Source organism: Sphingomonas sp. PAMC 26617, from assembly GCF_000242835.1.
Classification (GTDB): domain Bacteria; phylum Pseudomonadota; class Alphaproteobacteria; order Sphingomonadales; family Sphingomonadaceae; genus Sphingomonas.
In genome coordinates this window covers 1,127,635-1,144,385 of sequence record NZ_JH594425.1, presented here as the reverse complement: position 1 = coordinate 1,144,385, position 16,751 = coordinate 1,127,635, and the positions used below count along the sequence as shown (strand labels likewise).

The following is a 16,751-nucleotide window of genomic DNA, read 5'->3' as shown; positions in this document are numbered from 1 at the left end:
GGAGCGGAACATGGACAAGCTGGTCTACACGGCGGCGACGGGGCTCAAGGCGCATCTCGCGTCGCAAGCCGCGATCGCCAACAACATGGCGAACGCCTCGACGATCGGGTTCCGCGCCGATCGCGTCGTGTTCGACCGGCTGTCGCTGAAAGGCTCCCCGCTCGAGACGCGAACGCCCTCCTCGGCGGACGTGCTCGACGCGGATCGCAGCACCGGCGCGATCCAGCAGACCGGACGCCCGCTCGACGTCGCGATCACCGGCGACAGCTGGCTCGCGGTCCAGTCGCCCGACGGGAGCGAAGCGTATACGCGGCGTGGTGACCTTCAGGTCGCTCCCTCCGGGGTGCTGCAGACCGGCGACGGCTTCCCGGTGATGGGGGCAGGCGGGCCGATCACGGTGCCGCCGGCGCAGAGCATCTCGATCTCGGCGGACGGCACGCTGTCGATCGTCCCGCAGGGCGGCGACGCCAAGAACCCGCAGGTGATCGACCAGCTCAAGCTCGCCACCCCCAAGGGCACGACGACGGTCAAGGGGCTCGACAATCTGCTCTACGTCAAGGGCGGCGGAACGCTGCCGCAGGACATGGACGCGAAGGTCGAGAGCGGCGCGCTCGAGGGATCGAACGTCAACATGACCCAGGCGCTGGTCGACATGATCGAGAACCAGCGCAGCTACGAAGTTTCGGCCAACATGATGAAGTCGGCCAAGGACATGGACGAAAGCGCCGCATCCGTGATGCGGCTCCCGAGCTGAAGGAATAGACGATGGGCAGTGCAGCCATGCATATCGCGCGGACCGGGCTTGATGCCCAGGACATGCGCATGCGAGTCATCTCGAACAACCTCGCGAACGTCAACACGACCGCGTACAAGAAGGACCGAGCCGCGTTCGAGACGCTCGCGTACCAGACGGTGACCGCGCCGGGCGCGCCGAGCACGTCCGAGACCAAATACGCGACCGGGCTCAACCTCGGCACCGGCGTCAAGATCCAGGGTACCGCGCGGATCGACACGCAGGGCTCGTTCCAGTCGACCAACAACAGCCTCGACCTCGCGCTCGACGGCGACGGTTATTTCCAGGTGCAGATGCCCGGCGGCACGCTCGGCTACACCCGCGCGGGCAATTTCTCGCGCTCGCCCGAGGGTCTGATGATCACGAGCGAAGGCTATCAGGTCCAGCCCGGCATCACCGTGCCGCAGGGCGCGACCGCGATCACGATCGGGACCGACGGCACCGTCACCGCGATGGTGCCGGGCCAGACCGCGCCGAGCGAGCTCGGCCAGATCCAGGTCGCGAGCTTTCCCAATTCGGCGGGGCTGCTGAGCAAGGGCGACAATTACCTCGTCGAGACCGCCGCGAGCGGGGCCGCCAACCTCGGCGTCGCCGGGCAGGACGGGCGCGGCAACGTCCGCCAGGGGCAGCTCGAGGGGTCGAACGTCAACGTCGTCGAGGAGCTGGTCGACATGATCGAAACCCAGCGCGCGTATGAGGTGAATTCAAAAATGATCACCGCGACTGACGAAATGCTCAAATATGTTAATCAAAATATCTGATGACTAAGGTCATGAAACCGTTCGTCATTCAGCTGACCGTCGGATTTGCGCTGTTTTTGCCCAGCGCAGCCGAGTCGCGCCTGCTTGGCAAGAAGACGCCGCCGGTCGATTTTTCGGCGGCGATGCCCGAAGCGGCGCTGGCTCCCGCCGCGGCGACGGGGTCGATCTTCCAGGTCAACGACGGCTATGCCGCGCTCTACGAGGGCACGCGCGCGCGCCGCGTCGGTGATCCGCTGACGATCGTGCTGGTCGAGCGCACCGCTGCGTCCAAGTCCGCCAATTCGAAGCTCGATTCGTCGGGCGGCCTGTCGCTCATCCCCCCCACCACCGGGCGGCTTGCGCTGTTCCAGGGGACCGACGTCGCGACCAGCGGCACCCGCACCTTCAAGGGCGGCGGTGGTGCCGACCAGTCGAACACGCTGTCGGGCGAGATCAGCGTCACGGTCAGCCGCGTCCTGCCCAACGGCACGATGCTGGTGCAGGGCCAGAAGCGCGTCACGCTCAACCGCGGCGACGAGTTCGTCCAGATCAAGGGGCTGATCCGCACCGCCGACATCGACGCCGACAACCGCGTGCTGTCGACCCGCGTCGCGGACGCGCAGATCGCCTATACCGGCAAGGGCGACGTCGCGCGCGCGAGCCGCCAGGGCTGGCTCGGCCGGTTCTTCTCCGTCGTGAGTCCGTTCTGATGGGCCGGCTGCTCCCGCTCCTGCTCGCGTTGCTGGCCGCACTCGTCGTCGCCACCCCCGCGTCCGCCGACCGGATCAAGGATCTCGGCGGGTTCCAGGGGATCCGCACCAACCAGCTGACCGGCTACGGCGTGGTCGTCGGCCTGCCCGGCACCGGCGACGACAATCTCGAATATACTATCCAGTCGATGAAGGCGGTCACCTCGCGCTTCGGGTTGCAGCTTCCCGCCAACATCAACCCGGGCCTGAAGAACGCCGCGGTGGTGATGATCACCGCCGAACTCCCCCCCTTCGCCAAGCCCGGGCAGAAGCTCGACATCACCGTCGCCTCGATGGGCAAGGCCAAGTCGCTGCGCGGCGGTGCGCTGATCCTGACGCCGCTGCTTGGTGCCGACAACCAGATCTACGCGATGGCGCAGGGCAACCTCGCGGTCGGCGGCCTTGGCGCCGAGGGCAAGGACGGGTCGCAGATCGTCATCAATATCCCGTCGACCGGCCGCATCCCCGAGGGCGCGACGGTCGAGCGTGCGGTCAAGACCGGGTTCGAGAACACGCCTGCGCTCACCTTCAACCTCGCGCGCGCCGATTTCACGACCGCACAGAATGTCGCAGGCTCGATCAACGCGCGCTTCGGCACCGGGGTGGCGCAGGCAGTGGATGCGGTGTCGGTGTCGGTCCGCGCGCCGATGGGTGGCGACGTCCGCGCGACGCTGATGAGCGAGATCGAGAATCTGAGCGTCGTCTCGGCCGAGCCGCCCGCCAAGGTGATCGTCAACGCGCGCACCGGCACGGTCGTGATCAATTCGGCGGTTCGCGTCAGCACCGCTGCGATCACCCACGGCAAGCTCACCGTCCGGATCGACGAGAACGAACGCGTCAGCCAGCCCGCGCCGTTCAGCCAGGGCCAGACGACCAAGGCACAGAAGTCGGGCGTCGTGGTCGACGAGGAAAAGCACCCGATGTTCCTGATCGCGCCGGGGCCGAAACTGTCCGACGTGGTCAAGGCGATCAACGCGATCGGCGCGTCGCCCGCCGATCTGGTCGCGATCCTCGAAGCGCTCAAGGAAGCGGGTTCGCTCAAAGCGGAGTTGATCGTATTGTGAGTGACGTCCCTGCCCTTCCCCCGGTCAACGCGCCTTCGGCGGTCGGTGGTGTCGCAAGCGACACCAGCCGGCTGTCGAACCGTGCCAACCTCGATGCCGCCGGCAAGAAGTTCGAGGCGGTGTTCACCGGCATGATGGTCAAGGCGATGCGCTCGACGCATCTCGCCGAGGACGATCTGTTCGGGTCCAAGGGCATGGATACGTTCAAGGAAATGCAGGACACGCAGGTCGCGCAGAACATGGCCGCGCACGCGCCGCTCGGCATCGGCAAGGCGATGACCGAGTTTCTCGCGAAATCGCAGGCGGGCGTTCAGGCCGGGCTGCAGGCTGCGCCCGCGACCGACAAGGCGAAGACGCCATGAGCGACATGCTGAGCATCGGCGCGAGTGGCGTCAAAGCGTATCAGACCGCGCTGACCACCGTTTCCGACAATATCGCCAACGCGTCGACGCCGGGCTATGCCAAGCGCACCACCGACCTGTCCGAAATCGCACCCGCCACCGGGATCAATTCGGCGACGGTCAACGGCAGCGGCTTTGGCGTCGCGGTGTCGGGAATCACCCGCTCGGCCGATACGCTCCGCGAGGCCGATGTGCGCACCTCGCAGGCGGACCTCGCGCGCAGCGACACCAGTATCGCCTGGATGGGCCGGATCGAGACCGCGCTGACCGGCAACCAGCTCGGCGACCGGCTGACCAGCTTCTTCAACGCGACCAAGACGGTTGCCGCCGATCCGACCGCGACCACGCCGCGTGCCGCGCTGCTGGAACAGGCGACGTCGGTCGCGGGATCGTTCAACGCGACGGGCAAGGCGCTCGACCAGCTCGACAGCGACGTGAACAGTACCGCGACCACCGCGGTCGGCACGCTCAACGGCCTCGGCACCGCGCTTGCCAAGGTCAATGAGGGGCTCTCGCGGGTCAAGCCCGGCTCGACCGGCGCGGCGCAGCTTGCCGACCAGCGCGACTCGATCCTCGACCAGATGAGCGCGATCAGCGACGTTTCGGTGTCGATCGATTCCTACGGTCGCGCCGCGGTGAAGCTCGGCAATGCGGGCGGTCCGCCGTTCGTCTCGGGCAACCAGGCCGAGACGCTGCAATTCGCGCGCGGCACCGACGGCGTGCTCGCCTTCACGCTTCAGCGGTCGCAGGCGAGCGTTACGCCGTCCGGCGGCGCGCTGGCGGGCGTCGTCGAGGGCGCGCAGCGGATTTCGGACGCGCGGATCAAGCTCAACGCCATTGCGACGTCCTTCACCGACGGCGTCAACGCCGTGCAGCAGGGTGGCGCGGATCTCGATTCGAAGCCCGGCACCGCGCTGTTCGCGACCGGGACCAACCCGACCGACATCACCGTCGCGCTGACCGATCCGCGCGGCGTCGCCGCGGCGGCGGTCGGCGCGGGGCCACGCGACAACAGCAATCTCGGCAAGCTCGATACGCTGCGCACGAGCGGTGCCTTCGAATCGAACACGACCGCGCTCGTCTCGGGCAATGCCGCCGCGCTCGCCGCCCGCAAGCAGGTGGCCGATGCGCAGGGCGCGATCCGCACCAACGCCGTGTCCGCGCGCGATGCGGTGTCGGGCGTCAACCTCGATACCGAAGCGGTCGACCTGCTGCGTTTCCAGCAGGCCTATCAAGCGTCCAGCCGGGTGATTCAGGTCGCCAAGGATACGCTCCAGTCGATCCTCGACCTCCACTAGGCCCCGGACGGAACCCGCCATGCAAATCGGCACCAGCCTGTTCTTCGATCGCACCTCCGCGCAGATGACCAATCTGTCCGCGCAGACGAGCACGCTCAACACGCAGATCGCGACCGGCAAGAAACTGACCGCGCCGTCGCAGGACGTGGTCGCGTACAACCGGCTCGCGTCGATCAAGCAGGCGACCGCCGACCAGTCGGCCTATTCGAGCAACATCAGCCTCGCAAAATCGCTGCTGCAACAGTCCGATTCGACGCTTACCGCGGTGTCGACGCAGTTGCAGCGCGCGTCCGAACTGACGATCCGCGCCAATACCGGCACGCTCAACGACGGCGACCGCAAGACCATCGCGATCGAACTCAAGAGCATCCTCGACGATCTCGTCAACCTCGCCAACACCAGCGACGCGCGGGGCCAGCCGCTGTTCGGCGCGGCGACCGGGACCGCTGCGGTCACGCAGGCGGCGGACGGCAAGGTGTCGCTCGGCGGGACGGGCGAGTTGCCCGCGATCCCGGTTGGCGACGGCACCGCGGTGGCGGCGACCGACAGCGCGGAGCGCGTGTTCGGCAAGATTCCCACCAAGGCCGGCGGCACGACGGACGTCTTTGCGATCCTCTCCGACTACATCACCGCGCTCGATACCGGCGGGGACGTTTCCACGGCCTCGTCCGATGCGATCGACGGCCTCAGCGCTGCCCAGACGCAGGTCAACAACGTCCAGGGCTCGGTCGGCGCGCGTGGCGCGCGACTCGACATCGTGTCGTCCCAGGCAACCGACGCCGCCGCCGCGCGCGAGGTCGATCGCACCGGGCTCGAGGATACCGACCTGTCGAGCGCGATCACCGAATTGCAGAAGCAGATGACGATCCTGTCGGCGACGCAGGCGAGCTTCACCAAGCTGAGCAGCCTGTCGCTCTTCACCTATCTGCGCTGATTCGGCGTCTCTACGTGCGCCTGCGGACGCAGGAGCCCAGGGCAACGGGCGGCGCGCCCATACCCCTCGACTCCGGCTTTTGCCGGAGAACGTCGGCGTGCTGCCCGGAAGCAAGACCTCCGCTGGCGCGCCCAGGAATTAACGCCGACCCCACGCCGGTTAACCGTTTTGCTACGGAATCCCCGTAGACCGTACTTATAGCGGCAAACGTGCGTCGCGAGTGTCGTACAGCACAATTTATTGCAGCGTTTACAAAGGCGTACCGCCCCTCATGTTTCCCGCAATCGGCCTAGTCGTCCTGCTCGTGATGATCTTCGGGGGCTTTGCCATCACCGGCGGCGCGCTCGGCCCGGTGATGGAAGCGATTCCGCACGAAATGCTCATCATCGGCGGCGCCGCGGTCGGCGCGCTGATCATCGGCAATTCGATGAAGGAACTGAAGGCGCTCGGCGGCGGCTTCCTGAAGGTCTTCAAGGGCCCGAAATACAAGAAGCAGGATTATCTCGACGTCATCTTCCTGGTCTCGAAGCTGATGAAAATGCTCCGTACCGAAGGCCCGATCGCGCTCGAACCGCATGTCGAGGATCCCAAGTCCTCCGCGGTCTTCGCGGAATATCCGCGGCTGCTGGCGGACCACACGCTGATCAACCTGATCGCGGACACGTTGCGGCTGGTCGTCGTCTCCTCGGGCACGCTCGACGTCCATGCGGTCGAGGACGTGATGGACAACATGATCAAGACCCACCACCACGAGGTCGAGGGCCCGCACGGCACGATCAACAGCCTCGCCGACGCGCTGCCCGCGCTCGGCATCGTCGCGGCGGTGCTGGGCGTGGTCAAGACGATGGGCTCGATCGACAAGCCGCCCGCGATCCTCGGCGCGATGATCGGGTCGGCGCTGGTCGGCACGTTCATGGGCGTGTTGCTCGCGTACGGCATCGTCGCCCCGCTCGCCAACCGGCTGAAGCAGGTGATCGAGGCGGACGGCGCGATCTATCACGTGGTCAAGCAGATCATCATCGCCTCGCTCCACGGCCACCCGCAGCCGCTGGTGATCGAGGCGGCGCGCTCGGGCATCGCGCATTCGAACCAGCCGGGCTTCGCCGAAGTCTTCGACGGCCTGCGGGCGCGGTGATGCGCGGGTTGCACCACTCCCCCGCGAAGCGTCCGGTCCCTGAGGCATTCCTTGCTTCTGCTTCGGCTGAAGAAGGGGATCTCACGCAAAGCCGCAAAGCCGCGAAGCGGCCTGCATCGATCCTGCGCCCAGTCGTGAGCCGCAACGCGAGTCGCGAAGAGATTCCTTCTCTTTGCGCCTTTGCGCCTTTGCGTGATCAATCCTTCCTCGCGACAGAAGATCTCGCACAAAGCCACAAAGCCACAAAGCTCGACCGGGCAACGCCCGTCGGCAATGGCTATGCGGCCGCTCTTGCTGCGCTTCGCGCGGTGGCGATGCTGTGTGATCCGGTCGTGCTCGGGAACCGCCGCTAATGGCCGCGCGCGCGCCGCATGGCACCAACCAGCCGCCCAAGATCATCTACAAAAAGATCTATATCGAAGGGCATGGCGGCCATCACGGCGGCGCGTGGAAGGTCGCTTATGCCGATTTCGTGACCGCGATGATGGCGTTCTTCCTGCTGATGTGGCTGCTCGGCGCGACCAACGAGAAGCAGCGCAAGGCGCTCGCCGATTATTTCTCGCCCACGCTCGTCCAGCTCAAGCAGAACAGCGCGGGCTCGATGGGGCTGTTCGGCGGCTCGTCGATCACCGACAAGGACAATTACCAGCACAAGGCGTCGCAGACCGGGACTCGGGCGATGACCGTGCCGATCGATGCGACTGGCGGGATGCAGGTCGGCTCGGGCCAGAAGGGCACGCTCAAGGACCGTGCCGCGCTGTCCGCCGAGGATCGCAAGAATTTCGAGAAGATGCGTCGCCAGGTGCTGAGCGCGATGGCGTCCAACCCGCAGCTCGTGAAGCTGTCGTCGCACGTCCGCTTCGTCCGGACGCAGAGCGGGTTGCGGATCGATCTGCTCGACGATGCCGATTATTCGATGTTCGATCTCGGAACGACCCAGCTCGAACCGCGCGCCTCCGCGCTGCTCGGGCTGATCGCGCAGTCGATCAAGGGCACCGCCAACCCGATCATGATCCGCGGGCATACCGATAGCCTGGGGTATGGCGATCCGCTCGCGATGAACAACTGGATGCTGTCGAGCGCGCGCGCCGAGGCGACCCGGCGACGCCTCGCGGCGGGCGGCACGCCCGAGAACCGCTTCAACCGAATCGAGGGCGTCGCCGATCGCGAACCGATCATCCGGGACAATCCGTCCGATCCGCGCAACCGCCGCGTCGCGATCACGCTGCTGTACCGCGCCACCTCGTTCGGCGAGTGATGCCCGCGCCGCGCGCGCTGCGGCTTGCGACGGCCGCGCTCTTCACGGTGCTTGCGATGTACGGCCTGTCGGCGCTGCCCGATCTGGCCGCGCGCTGGGGGTTGGGCTGGGGGAGTGTCGCGGCGGTCGCGGTGTGGATTGCGGTCGCGGCGTTCGGAATCGCGCGGTTGCGCGAGGCCCCGACCTCCGCCGGAACCGCGCTGCTGTTCGCGCTGGTGCTGGCGCTGCGCGCGAGTGTCGCCTGGATCGGCGCAGGCCGTGTCTCCCCGGGCGATCCGCATGCCTATCTCGTCCTGGCGCAGACGCTGCGTGCGGGGCGGGGGCTCGTGTTCTACGAACCCTATTTCGGGTCTGACTGGCATGCCCTGTTTCCCCCGGTCTATCCGTTGCTGCTCGCGGGATGGGGCGCGCTGGCGGGGGTCTCGACACCGTCCCTGCTCGCCTTGGGGACACTGACCGATCTGGCGACGGCGTGGCTGATCGCGCGGCTCGGGGGACGGCTGGGGGATCCGACCGCGGGGCGGCGCGCGGCGTGGCTGTATCTGATCTGGCCGTCGGTGCTGTTCTCCGCCCCGCTGGCGCAGAAGGAATCGCTGTGCGCGCTGCTCGTCGTGCTGGTCGCGCTGGCGTGGCTGACCCCGCGCCCCGGCTGGCGCGGGGCGGTCGCGCTCGGACTGCCCGCCGGATTGCTCGCGTTGACACAGCCCGGGGAGGCCCCGCTGGCCGCGCTGTTCGGGATCGTCCTGCTCGGACGCATGCCGCGCTGGCGGATCCTGCTGTTCGGGCTGCGTGGCGCGATCGTCGCGACGGGGGTGCTGCTGCCGTGGTGGGTGCGCAACTGGGCGGTGTTCCACGCCTTCGTCCCGCTGACCAGCGCGAGCGGGGCGAGCCTGTGGATCGGCAACAACCCGGCCGCGACCGGCAATTGGGAACCCCCACCGCCCGCGCTCAAGGGCCTCCCCGAACTCGTCTATAATGCGCGGATCAAGGCGGTCGCGCTCGCCTGGATCGAGACCCACCCGACCGCCTTCCTGCGCCTGACCGCCACCAAGCTGGCGCGCGCCGGCGGGATCGGCGTGTTCGGCGTCGCGCGACTGACGGCGATGCAGCCTGCGCTGCCCGTCGCGCTTGCCGCACTGCTATGGCCGGTCGCACAACTGGCGCACATCGCGATGCTGGCGGGTACCGCGTTGCGGAACAGCCGGATTCCGCTTCCGCTGCTGCTGCTGATCGCCGCCTGTTCGCTGCAATGGATGCTGTTCGGCGTCTGGTTCGAATTCGGCGAACGGCACCGCGAATTCGCAACGCCGTTCCTGCTGATCGGCTTATGCTGGGGGATCGGCGTGCAACCGGTTGGAAACCGACGCGCGAACCCCTAGCTTGGGGGTGTGAGCACCAACGCCGTCACCGCCCGCATCGCCGACGGCATCGCCGCCATTCCCGCGGCCGATTGGGATGCCTGCGCGGGCAGCGCGAACCCGTTCGTCGGCCATGCCTTCCTGTCGATCCTCGAAGCCTCGGGCAGCGCGACCGCGCGCGCCGGGTGGCAGCCGATCCCGATCATCGTCGACGGGCCGGACGGCAAGCCCGCTGCGATCGCGCCCGCTTATGCCAAGAGCCACAGCCAGGGCGAATATGTCTTCGACCACGCCTGGGCGGACGCGTGGGAGCGCGCCGGGGGGAGCTATTACCCCAAGCTGCAAGTCGCCGTCCCCTTCTCGCCCGTTCCCGGCCCGCGGCTGCTGCTGCGCGATCCGGCGCAGGCGCCCGCGCTGATCGCGGCGATCGAGGCGGTCACCGACCAGCACGAATTGTCTTCCGCGCATGCGACGTTCGTTACGCCCGACCAGCTCCCCGCGTTCGAGGCGGCGGGCTGGCTGCTGCGCGAGGGGACGCAATTCCACTGGCAGAATGACGGCTACGCCCGGTTCGACGATTTCCTCGACGCGCTCGCCAGCCGCAAGCGCAAGGCGATCCGCAAGGAACGCGCCGCCGCGGTCGAGGGCCTGACGATCCGCCACGTCACCGGTGCGGATATTTCCGAAGCCGACTGGGACGCGTTCTGGCGTTTCTACCAGGATACGGGCGCGCGCAAATGGGGGCAGCCGTATCTGACCCGGCGCTTCTTCACGCTGCTCGGACAGACGATGGCGGACAAGGTGCTGCTGATCTTCGCCGAGCGCGATGGCTGCCCGATCGCGGGTGCGCTCAACCTGATCGGGGAAGAGACGCTGTACGGTCGCTATTGGGGGTGTACCGAGGAGGTCCCGTTCCTCCATTTCGAACTCTGCTATTACCAGGCGATCGACGCCGCGATCGCGCGCGGACTCCGGACGGTCGAGGCGGGCGCGCAGGGCGAACACAAGCTTGCGCGCGGCTATGTCCCCGTGCCCACTTGGTCCGCGCACTACATCCCGGATCGCAACTTCCGCCGCGCGATTTCGGATTTCCTCGCGCGCGAACGCGCGTCGGTCGAGGCGGACCAGGAATATCTCGGCGAACTGACCCCGTTCCGCCGCGGCTGAGCCAGAACGGAAAGGCTCAGAACGGGGAGGGCATCGGCCGCGAGCGGAGCCGGAGCGATTCGTCGCTGACCTTGATCCCCGGTGCGCCGTGGTCGACGCGGAACAGCACGCTCGTCCCGTCGCGCCAGATCGGCACCAGCCCTTCGTTGAAGCGCGGATCGTAGGCGGGCGGGCGGATCAGCCAGACGTAATCGAACGCGTCGCGCGGGAAGCGCGCCATCGCCATGTTGATCGGGCGCCACCATTCGCGCGGGCATTGCACGCTCGTGACGATCTGCGAGGGATCGTGCGCGAAGCGGCGCGCAGGCAGGTAGCGCGTGGTCAGGAGCTGCGCGCCCGCCATCGACCATTGGTCGTTGGCATAGGCCAGCCGCCGTTCGAGCGCGATCGCGGGGAGATGTTCGAGCCGGCTCATCACCCACGGATTGCCGCATTCCTCTCCGACGAACGTGACGAGCCGCGCGCCCACCGGCACGCGGTCGAGCGCCTTGAGCTCCCGGTCGTAATCGTTCGCGAACATCCAGAAGCTGACGGTCGTCGCGCCGGTTCGCGCCAGCACGAAGGCGAGCCCCAGGGCGGCGAGGGTCGCGCTCCCGCGGATCGACAGGCCGGGCTTCGGGCGCAGCGCGATGACCGCGATCCCGAGCATGAACGGCGCGAGCCGCATGTCGGCATAGGCCGAGCCGAACACGATGCGCGGCAACACGATGTAGACGATGAGGAGGAAAAGCGCGGACAGCAGGAGGTTGCGCGAATATTGAATGTTCGGATCGCGGATTCCCTTGAACAGGATCAGCAGCACCACCGCGATCGACGCGATGTCGAAGGTGATCCAGCGGTCGCGGAACGTCATCGTCAGCCAGCGGATCTTGGCGCGCCAGTCGAACCAGTCCGCGGTCTGCCCGCCGACATGCTCGCCGCTGCGCCACACGACCATCATCACCAGCGGCAGCGCGAGCGGGAGGCAGCCGAGGCCGGCATGGAAGATCGCCTTGAACCAGCTCTTCACGCCGCGCTGGCCGCGCACGTCGTGCTGGCGGATCAGTTCGCCCGAGAAGGCGAGCACGCCGAGCACGCCCCAGCCGAAGGTGTGGCACACCCACAAGGCGCAGGAGAGCGGAATGAAGATCGCCGCGCGGAGCCGCAGATGCCCGAGCCGCGCAAGCCGCAGCCACAGGGCATAGAGGTTGAGCGCGATCGCCATCGACAGCGCGAAGTTCACGAAGCCGAAATGGATCGGGTAACTATAGGCGATCGGCAACGCGAACAGCGCGGTCGGCGGAATCCGCCCGTGGACCTCGCGCGCGATCCAGAGATAGCCGGTCACGATCAGCAGCGGGATCGTCATGATGATCAGCTTGACCGCGAGTTCGAGCCCGAACAGCTTCGATAGCGGGATGACCAGAATGTCGATCCCGAGATTGCCGATCAGTTGCCAGCTGAAATTATACCAGTTGGCGAGCCACGGATGCGTGCCGATCTCGAGCTGGACGCGATACCGGCCCATATGGCCCGGCAGGTCGACCAGCGGCGCGATCTCGGGACGCAGCAACGGGACGATCGCGACCAGCGCCATCAACGCGACGAACGTGCGTGTCTGCCACCAGTGAAGTGGTGCGGTATTCCCCTGCATTCGGGGCCCTTACCGTGCGCGTTCGGGTAGAGACAAGCCGCGTCGTGCGCGGATGCGACGGTCGCCCTGCGGCACCGTGCGCGCGGGCGTGCTCAATACATGTGCTGCCCGCCGTTGATGCTCAGCGTCGATCCGGTGACGAACCCGCCTTCTTCCGAGCACAGGAACGCAACCCCGCGCGCGATTTCGCTCGCCTGGCCGAGGCGGCCGACCGGGATCTTGGCGACGATCTTCTCGAGCACGTCGGCGGGGACCGCGGCGACCATGTCGGTGTCGATATAGCCGGGTGCGATCGCATTGACCGTCACGCCCGCCCGCGCGCCTTCCTGCGCGAGCGCCTTGGTGAAGCCGTGGATGCCCGACTTGGCGGCGGCGTAATTGACCTGGCCATATTGCCCGGCCTGCCCGTTGATCGACCCGATGTTGACGATCCGCCCCCATTTGCGGTCGCGCATGCCCGGGAACACGCCCTTCGCCATGTTGAAGCAGCCGCCGAGATTGGTGTCGATCACCTCTTTCCACGCCTGGTAGCTGAGTTTCATGATCGTGCCGTCGCGGGTGATGCCCGCATTGTTGACGAGCACATCGATGGGGCCGAGCTGTTCGACCACCGCCGCGCAGCCCGCCTGGCACGCGTCATAATCCGACACGTCCCATTTGAATGCGGCGATGCCGGTGCGTTCGGTAAAGGCGCGCGCGCGCTCGTCATTGCCCGCGTAATTGGCGGCGACGGTCATGCCCGCGTCCTTGAGCGCAAGGCTGATCGCCTCGCCGATACCGCGGGTGCCGCCGGTTACGATCGCGACGCGTGCCATGCATACTCTCCTGGTGGATCTTTCAGTCCCACGCCCTTGCTATGCGGGGTTGGCCCAGCCTTCAAGTTCGCGTGCAAGTAAAGTGCGCAACATTTTGATACCGATAACGCTGTCATTAAGGCACGGAATATACGCGAAATGCGTACCGCCCTTTTCCTCGAAGCTCTCGCGCCCGCGGATCGCGAGTTCCTCGAGTGTCTCGAGGCAATCCGCCGAGAAGCCCGGCGCGAAGATCGCGACCTTCTTGATCCCCTGTGCGGGCAAGGCCTCGAGCGTCAGGTCGGTCGCAGGCTCGAGCCATTTCGCCGGGCCAAAGCGCGACTGGAACGACACGATCAGCGTCTTGCCCAGCCGTTCGCCGAGCAACCGCCCGGTCTTCTGGCAATGGCAATGATAGGGGTCGCCGAGCTCGAGCGTGCGCTTGGGCATGCCGTGGAAACTCGCGATCAGCGCATCGGGCTCGAAATCGAGCGCGGCGACGCCTTCCTCGATCGATTGCGCGAGTGCCTCGATATAAGCGGGCTCGTCGAAATAGGGCGGGAGCGTGCGCAGCGCCGGCTGCCAGCGCATCTTCGCCAGCGCGGCGAACGCCCTGTCGTTCGCGGTCGCGGTCGTCGCGGCGCAATATTGCGGGTAGAGCGGCGCGATCAGGATGCGGTCGCAGCCGGCGTCCTTCATCGCCTGCAACCGCTCGCTGATCGCGGGCTTGCCGTAGCGCATCGCCCAGTCGACCATCACGTCCGGCCCGAACGCGCCCTGCAGCGCGGTGTTCTGCGCCTTGGTGATCGCGGCGAGCGGCGAGCCGTCCTCGGTCCACACCATCGAATAGGCATGCGCCGACTTCTTGGGGCGGGTGTTGAGGATGATTCCGCGCAGGATCGGCTGCCACAGCAAGGGCGAAATCTCGACCACGCGCCGGTCCGACAGGAATTCGCCGAGATAGCGTTTGACCGAGCGGACGTCGGAGCCGTCGGGCGTCCCGAGGTTGGTCAGCAACACACCGATCCGGCGTGGCTTCACCGGCGGATGGCCGGCGGGCAGAACAGCTTGCATCACTTGGATCCCGGAACGAGCGGAAGACGGCGCAGACGATAGCCCGTAGCGGCTTGCAGCGCATTGGCAATCGCGGGCGCGACCGGCGGCACCGCGAGCTCGCTGACGCCCCCCGGATCGGCCTCGCTCGAAATGAGCTCGACCGTGATGTCGGGGGTGTCGGCAAGCCGCGGCAGGTCGAGGTCGCCGAGGCTGCGCGCCAGGGGCAACCCCTGCGCAAAGCCGGTCGATCCCCCCGTCGCGGCGGCCATGCCGAACAGCAATCCACCCTCGATCTGCTGGCGCACCAGATCGGGGTTGATCTGCCGCCCGCAGTCGACCGCAGCGACGATCCGGTCGACGCTGACCGCGCTCCCCTCGCCGACATGCGCCTCGACCAGCACCGCGATGTGGCTACCGCGGAAGCTGTGGCAGGCGATCCCCTGCCCGCTCCCCGCGATCCCACCTTCCCACCCGCCGAGCGACGCCGCGGTCGACAGGCAGCGCGCGAGCCGTGGATTGCCGCCGAGCAACCCGATCCGGAACGACAGCGCCTCGATCCCTGCGAGATGCGCGAGTTCGTCGAGGAAACATTCGGTGAAGAACGCGGTGTAGCTGTGCGCGCCCGAGCGCCAGTGCCCGGTCGGCACGCCGATGTCGGCGGGGTGATGGTCGATCGCACAGGCCGCGATGCGATACGGCGGCAGCGCACCTGCGACCGCATAGGGGTCGCCCGCCGGCGTCAGCGCAAGCGTGGTGCGCACGCCGGTATCGTGCGCGAACAGGCGTGCGGCGATCTCCTGCCCGGTCGCGGGCGCGGCGATGCGCGCGCGCCAGCCGAGAATCTGGCCGTTGGGGCCGAGCCGTGCCGCCATCCGCGCCGACGCGGGCGGGCGGAAGCGATCGTGGAGCAGGTCCTCGACTCGCGACCAGGTGAGCTGGACCGGGCGCTTGAGCGTCACCGCGAGCACCGCGGCCTGTTCGGCGCAGGTATGATCGAGCTTCGCACCGAACGATCCGCCGATCAGCATCGGATGGACGACGACCCGGTCCGCCGCGATCCCCGCCGCGGCCGCCGCGGCGTCGCGCGCAAGTCCGGGGGCGAGCGTCGGGAGCCAGAGTTCGAGCCGCCCGCCATCGAACCGCGCGGTCGCGGTCATCGTCTCGAGCGCGGCGTGCGCGGACAGTCCGGCGTGATAGTCGGCCGTCACGAGCCGCGCGTCCTTGAACGCCGCATCGACATCGCCGAACGCCGCGACCCGCTTGCCCGGCGCAGCGAGCGCGGTCTGGAGCGCGGCGTCGATCAAGGCGCTGGTGACGATCGGCCCGCGCGTCCCGAAGCGCGGCGCGAGCGCATCGAGCGCGCGGTTCGCCGCCCACCAGCTGTTGCCGATCGCGGCGACCCAGCGATCGTTGGTGACGACCTGAAGCACCCCCGGAATCCGGTCCGCCGCCGCGCGATCGACGCGGAGCAGTTTCGAGTCCCCTGCCGGCCCCTGGCGGATGCTTGCGAAGACCATGTCGGGGAGCCGGACGTCGCCCGCGAAATTGGCCGAGCCGTCGAGCTTGGCGGGTGCGTCGAGCCGGGGAAGCGATTGCCCCGAGAGGCGGCTGTCGTCCTGGTTGATTCGCATCGGCAGCGCTTCGGGGAGCGTGCCGCGCGCGGCTTCCGCGGCAAGGTCGGCGAAGCGCAGCCGGTCCTTGCCGTGCGTGACGAACCCCGCGCTGGTGTCGCACGTCTGCCAGTCGACCTGCCAGCGCGCGGCGGCGACCTTGCACAGCAGGACGCGTGCCGCCGCGCCCGCCTGTTGCAGGTCGTTCTCGAAAGTGCGCACCGAGCTCGATCCTGCGGTCAGCATCGCCCTGCCCTGCCAGCGCGCTGCGAGCGTGCCGGGGGTGGTCTCGAGCAGGTCAGTCGTGCCGAGCGGGTTGGCGTAGAGCGGGTTGAGCGGTGCCGGCTCGACCGCGATGGTCCGCCAGTCCGCGCCGAGTTCGTCCGCGACGATCTGCGGGAGCGCGGTGTAGACGCCCTGCCCGTGCTCGGCCTGCGGGACCGCGACGGTGACATGCCCGTCGGTGCCGATCTTGATCCACGCGCCGAAGATCGTCTCGCCCGGATCGGCGGTGAGGTTGGGGAGATATTTTCGCGGCCACACCGCCCATGCGAGCACCAGCCCGACGCCCGCGCCGCCCCCGATCAACAAGCCGCGACGGGTGATCCCGGCGGACGGGGGCGATGAGGGCGGACGCGTGCGCATTGCGGCTGCTGTATCGCGGGGATCCGGCGGGGGAAAGCGGCGGACGCGCAGCTAGGTGCGGTTCTGCCTTGCTGACGGCGCGTCGTGAACGGTTGAAACCCCTGCATGCCGCGCAA

The 16,751-nt window shown here is 67.7% G+C and carries 16 protein-coding genes; 12 read left to right on the top strand and 4 right to left on the bottom strand.

What is annotated here, in order from left to right; all coding sequences use genetic code 11:
* The first annotated feature begins 10 nt into the window (after nt 1-10).
* From flgF to RH91_RS04840, 12 genes are all read left to right on the top strand, one after another.
* Nucleotides 11-754, top strand: coding sequence for a flagellar basal-body rod protein FlgF (gene flgF / locus RH91_RS04890; RefSeq protein WP_010161460.1), 744 nt, complete (start codon nt 11-13; stop codon nt 752-754).
* Nucleotides 755-765: 11 nt separating this feature from the next.
* Nucleotides 766-1,554, top strand: a complete 789-nt coding sequence (flgG, locus tag RH91_RS04885; RefSeq protein WP_010161459.1) for a flagellar basal-body rod protein FlgG — start codon at nt 766-768, stop codon at nt 1,552-1,554.
* 11 nt (nt 1,555-1,565) lie between these two features.
* The gene (locus tag RH91_RS04880) at nt 1,566-2,243 is read left to right on the top strand and encodes a flagellar basal body L-ring protein FlgH (RefSeq protein ID WP_010161458.1); all 678 of its coding nucleotides are present in this window, start codon (nt 1,566-1,568) and stop codon (nt 2,241-2,243) included.
* Nucleotides 2,243-3,346 (top strand): flagellar basal body P-ring protein FlgI, encoded by a 1,104-nt coding sequence (locus RH91_RS04875; RefSeq protein ID WP_010161457.1) that lies wholly within the window; start codon nt 2,243-2,245, stop codon nt 3,344-3,346. The genes RH91_RS04880 and RH91_RS04875 overlap by 1 nt, the downstream gene beginning before the upstream one ends.
* Complete coding sequence (locus RH91_RS04870) at nt 3,343-3,708, top strand: rod-binding protein (protein WP_010161456.1); 366 nt, start codon at nt 3,343-3,345, stop codon at nt 3,706-3,708. The genes RH91_RS04875 and RH91_RS04870 overlap by 4 nt, the downstream gene beginning before the upstream one ends.
* The gene (flgK, locus tag RH91_RS04865) at nt 3,705-5,045 is read left to right on the top strand and encodes a flagellar hook-associated protein FlgK (protein WP_010161455.1); all 1,341 of its coding nucleotides are present in this window, start codon (nt 3,705-3,707) and stop codon (nt 5,043-5,045) included. The genes RH91_RS04870 and flgK overlap by 4 nt, the downstream gene beginning before the upstream one ends.
* A 19-nt stretch (nt 5,046-5,064) precedes the next feature.
* Complete coding sequence (flgL, locus tag RH91_RS04860) at nt 5,065-5,979, top strand: flagellar hook-associated protein FlgL (protein WP_010161454.1); 915 nt, start codon at nt 5,065-5,067, stop codon at nt 5,977-5,979.
* Nucleotides 5,980-6,250: 271 nt separating this feature from the next.
* Complete coding sequence (motA, locus tag RH91_RS04855) at nt 6,251-7,114, top strand: flagellar motor stator protein MotA (protein WP_010161453.1); 864 nt, start codon at nt 6,251-6,253, stop codon at nt 7,112-7,114.
* Nucleotides 7,114-7,467, top strand: coding sequence for a hypothetical protein (locus RH91_RS22255; protein ID WP_157136860.1), 354 nt, complete (start codon nt 7,114-7,116; stop codon nt 7,465-7,467). The genes motA and RH91_RS22255 overlap by 1 nt, the downstream gene beginning before the upstream one ends.
* Nucleotides 7,467-8,372 (top strand): flagellar motor protein MotB, encoded by a 906-nt coding sequence (locus tag RH91_RS04850; RefSeq protein WP_010161452.1) that lies wholly within the window; start codon nt 7,467-7,469, stop codon nt 8,370-8,372. The genes RH91_RS22255 and RH91_RS04850 overlap by 1 nt, the downstream gene beginning before the upstream one ends.
* The gene (locus RH91_RS04845; protein ID WP_010161451.1) at nt 8,372-9,751 is read left to right on the top strand and encodes a glycosyl transferase; all 1,380 of its coding nucleotides are present in this window, start codon (nt 8,372-8,374) and stop codon (nt 9,749-9,751) included. Before RH91_RS04850 ends, RH91_RS04845 begins: the two co-directional genes overlap by 1 nt.
* Before the next feature lie 9 nt (nt 9,752-9,760).
* Entirely contained in the window at nt 9,761-10,897 is a 1,137-nt protein-coding gene (locus tag RH91_RS04840) for a GNAT family N-acetyltransferase (protein ID WP_010161449.1), read from the top strand.
* Nucleotides 10,898-10,913: 16 nt separating this feature from the next.
* On the opposite strand, the gene RH91_RS04835 is transcribed toward RH91_RS04840, so the two are convergent.
* From RH91_RS04835 to RH91_RS04820, 4 genes are all read right to left on the bottom strand, one after another.
* Nucleotides 10,914-12,530, bottom strand: coding sequence for a hypothetical protein (locus tag RH91_RS04835; RefSeq protein WP_010161448.1), 1,617 nt, complete (start codon nt 12,528-12,530; stop codon nt 10,914-10,916).
* A 92-nt stretch (nt 12,531-12,622) separates the two neighbouring features.
* Nucleotides 12,623-13,345 (bottom strand): acetoacetyl-CoA reductase, encoded by a 723-nt coding sequence (gene phbB / locus RH91_RS04830; protein WP_010161447.1) that lies wholly within the window; start codon nt 13,343-13,345, stop codon nt 12,623-12,625.
* Nucleotides 13,346-13,384: 39 nt separating this feature from the next.
* Nucleotides 13,385-14,398 carry a ferrochelatase gene (hemH, locus tag RH91_RS04825; protein WP_010161446.1) on the bottom strand — a complete coding sequence of 338 codons (1,014 nt, stop codon included), beginning with the start codon at nt 14,396-14,398 and terminating at the stop codon, nt 13,385-13,387.
* Nucleotides 14,398-16,635, bottom strand: a complete 2,238-nt coding sequence (locus RH91_RS04820) for a xanthine dehydrogenase family protein molybdopterin-binding subunit (protein WP_037478532.1) — start codon at nt 16,633-16,635, stop codon at nt 14,398-14,400. Before RH91_RS04820 ends, hemH begins: the two co-directional genes overlap by 1 nt.
* Nucleotides 16,636-16,751 lie beyond the last annotated feature (116 nt).

What these genes read in the sequence shown, in the direction of transcription:
- phbB (WP_010161447.1), bottom strand. Translation starts at nt 13,345, where the DNA reads ATGGCACGCGTCGCGATCGTAACCGGCGGCACCCGCGGTATCGGCGAG.
- RH91_RS04820 (WP_037478532.1), bottom strand. Translation starts at nt 16,635, where the DNA reads ATGCGCACGCGTCCGCCCTCATCGCCCCCGTCCGCCGGGATCACCCGT.
- hemH (WP_010161446.1), bottom strand. Translation starts at nt 14,398, where the DNA reads ATGCAAGCTGTTCTGCCCGCCGGCCATCCGCCGGTGAAGCCACGCCGG.
- flgG (WP_010161459.1), top strand. Translation starts at nt 766, where the DNA reads ATGGGCAGTGCAGCCATGCATATCGCGCGGACCGGGCTTGATGCCCAG.
- flgL (WP_010161454.1), top strand. Translation starts at nt 5,065, where the DNA reads ATGCAAATCGGCACCAGCCTGTTCTTCGATCGCACCTCCGCGCAGATG.
- flgF (WP_010161460.1), top strand. Translation starts at nt 11, where the DNA reads ATGGACAAGCTGGTCTACACGGCGGCGACGGGGCTCAAGGCGCATCTC.
- motA (WP_010161453.1), top strand. Translation starts at nt 6,251, where the DNA reads ATGTTTCCCGCAATCGGCCTAGTCGTCCTGCTCGTGATGATCTTCGGG.
- RH91_RS04845 (WP_010161451.1), top strand. Translation starts at nt 8,372, where the DNA reads ATGCCCGCGCCGCGCGCGCTGCGGCTTGCGACGGCCGCGCTCTTCACG.
- RH91_RS04880 (WP_010161458.1), top strand. Translation starts at nt 1,566, where the DNA reads ATGAAACCGTTCGTCATTCAGCTGACCGTCGGATTTGCGCTGTTTTTG.
- RH91_RS04875 (WP_010161457.1), top strand. Translation starts at nt 2,243, where the DNA reads ATGGGCCGGCTGCTCCCGCTCCTGCTCGCGTTGCTGGCCGCACTCGTC.
- RH91_RS22255 (WP_157136860.1), top strand. Translation starts at nt 7,114, where the DNA reads ATGCGCGGGTTGCACCACTCCCCCGCGAAGCGTCCGGTCCCTGAGGCA.
- RH91_RS04835 (WP_010161448.1), bottom strand. Translation starts at nt 12,530, where the DNA reads ATGCAGGGGAATACCGCACCACTTCACTGGTGGCAGACACGCACGTTC.
- flgK (WP_010161455.1), top strand. Translation starts at nt 3,705, where the DNA reads ATGAGCGACATGCTGAGCATCGGCGCGAGTGGCGTCAAAGCGTATCAG.
- RH91_RS04850 (WP_010161452.1), top strand. Translation starts at nt 7,467, where the DNA reads ATGGCCGCGCGCGCGCCGCATGGCACCAACCAGCCGCCCAAGATCATC.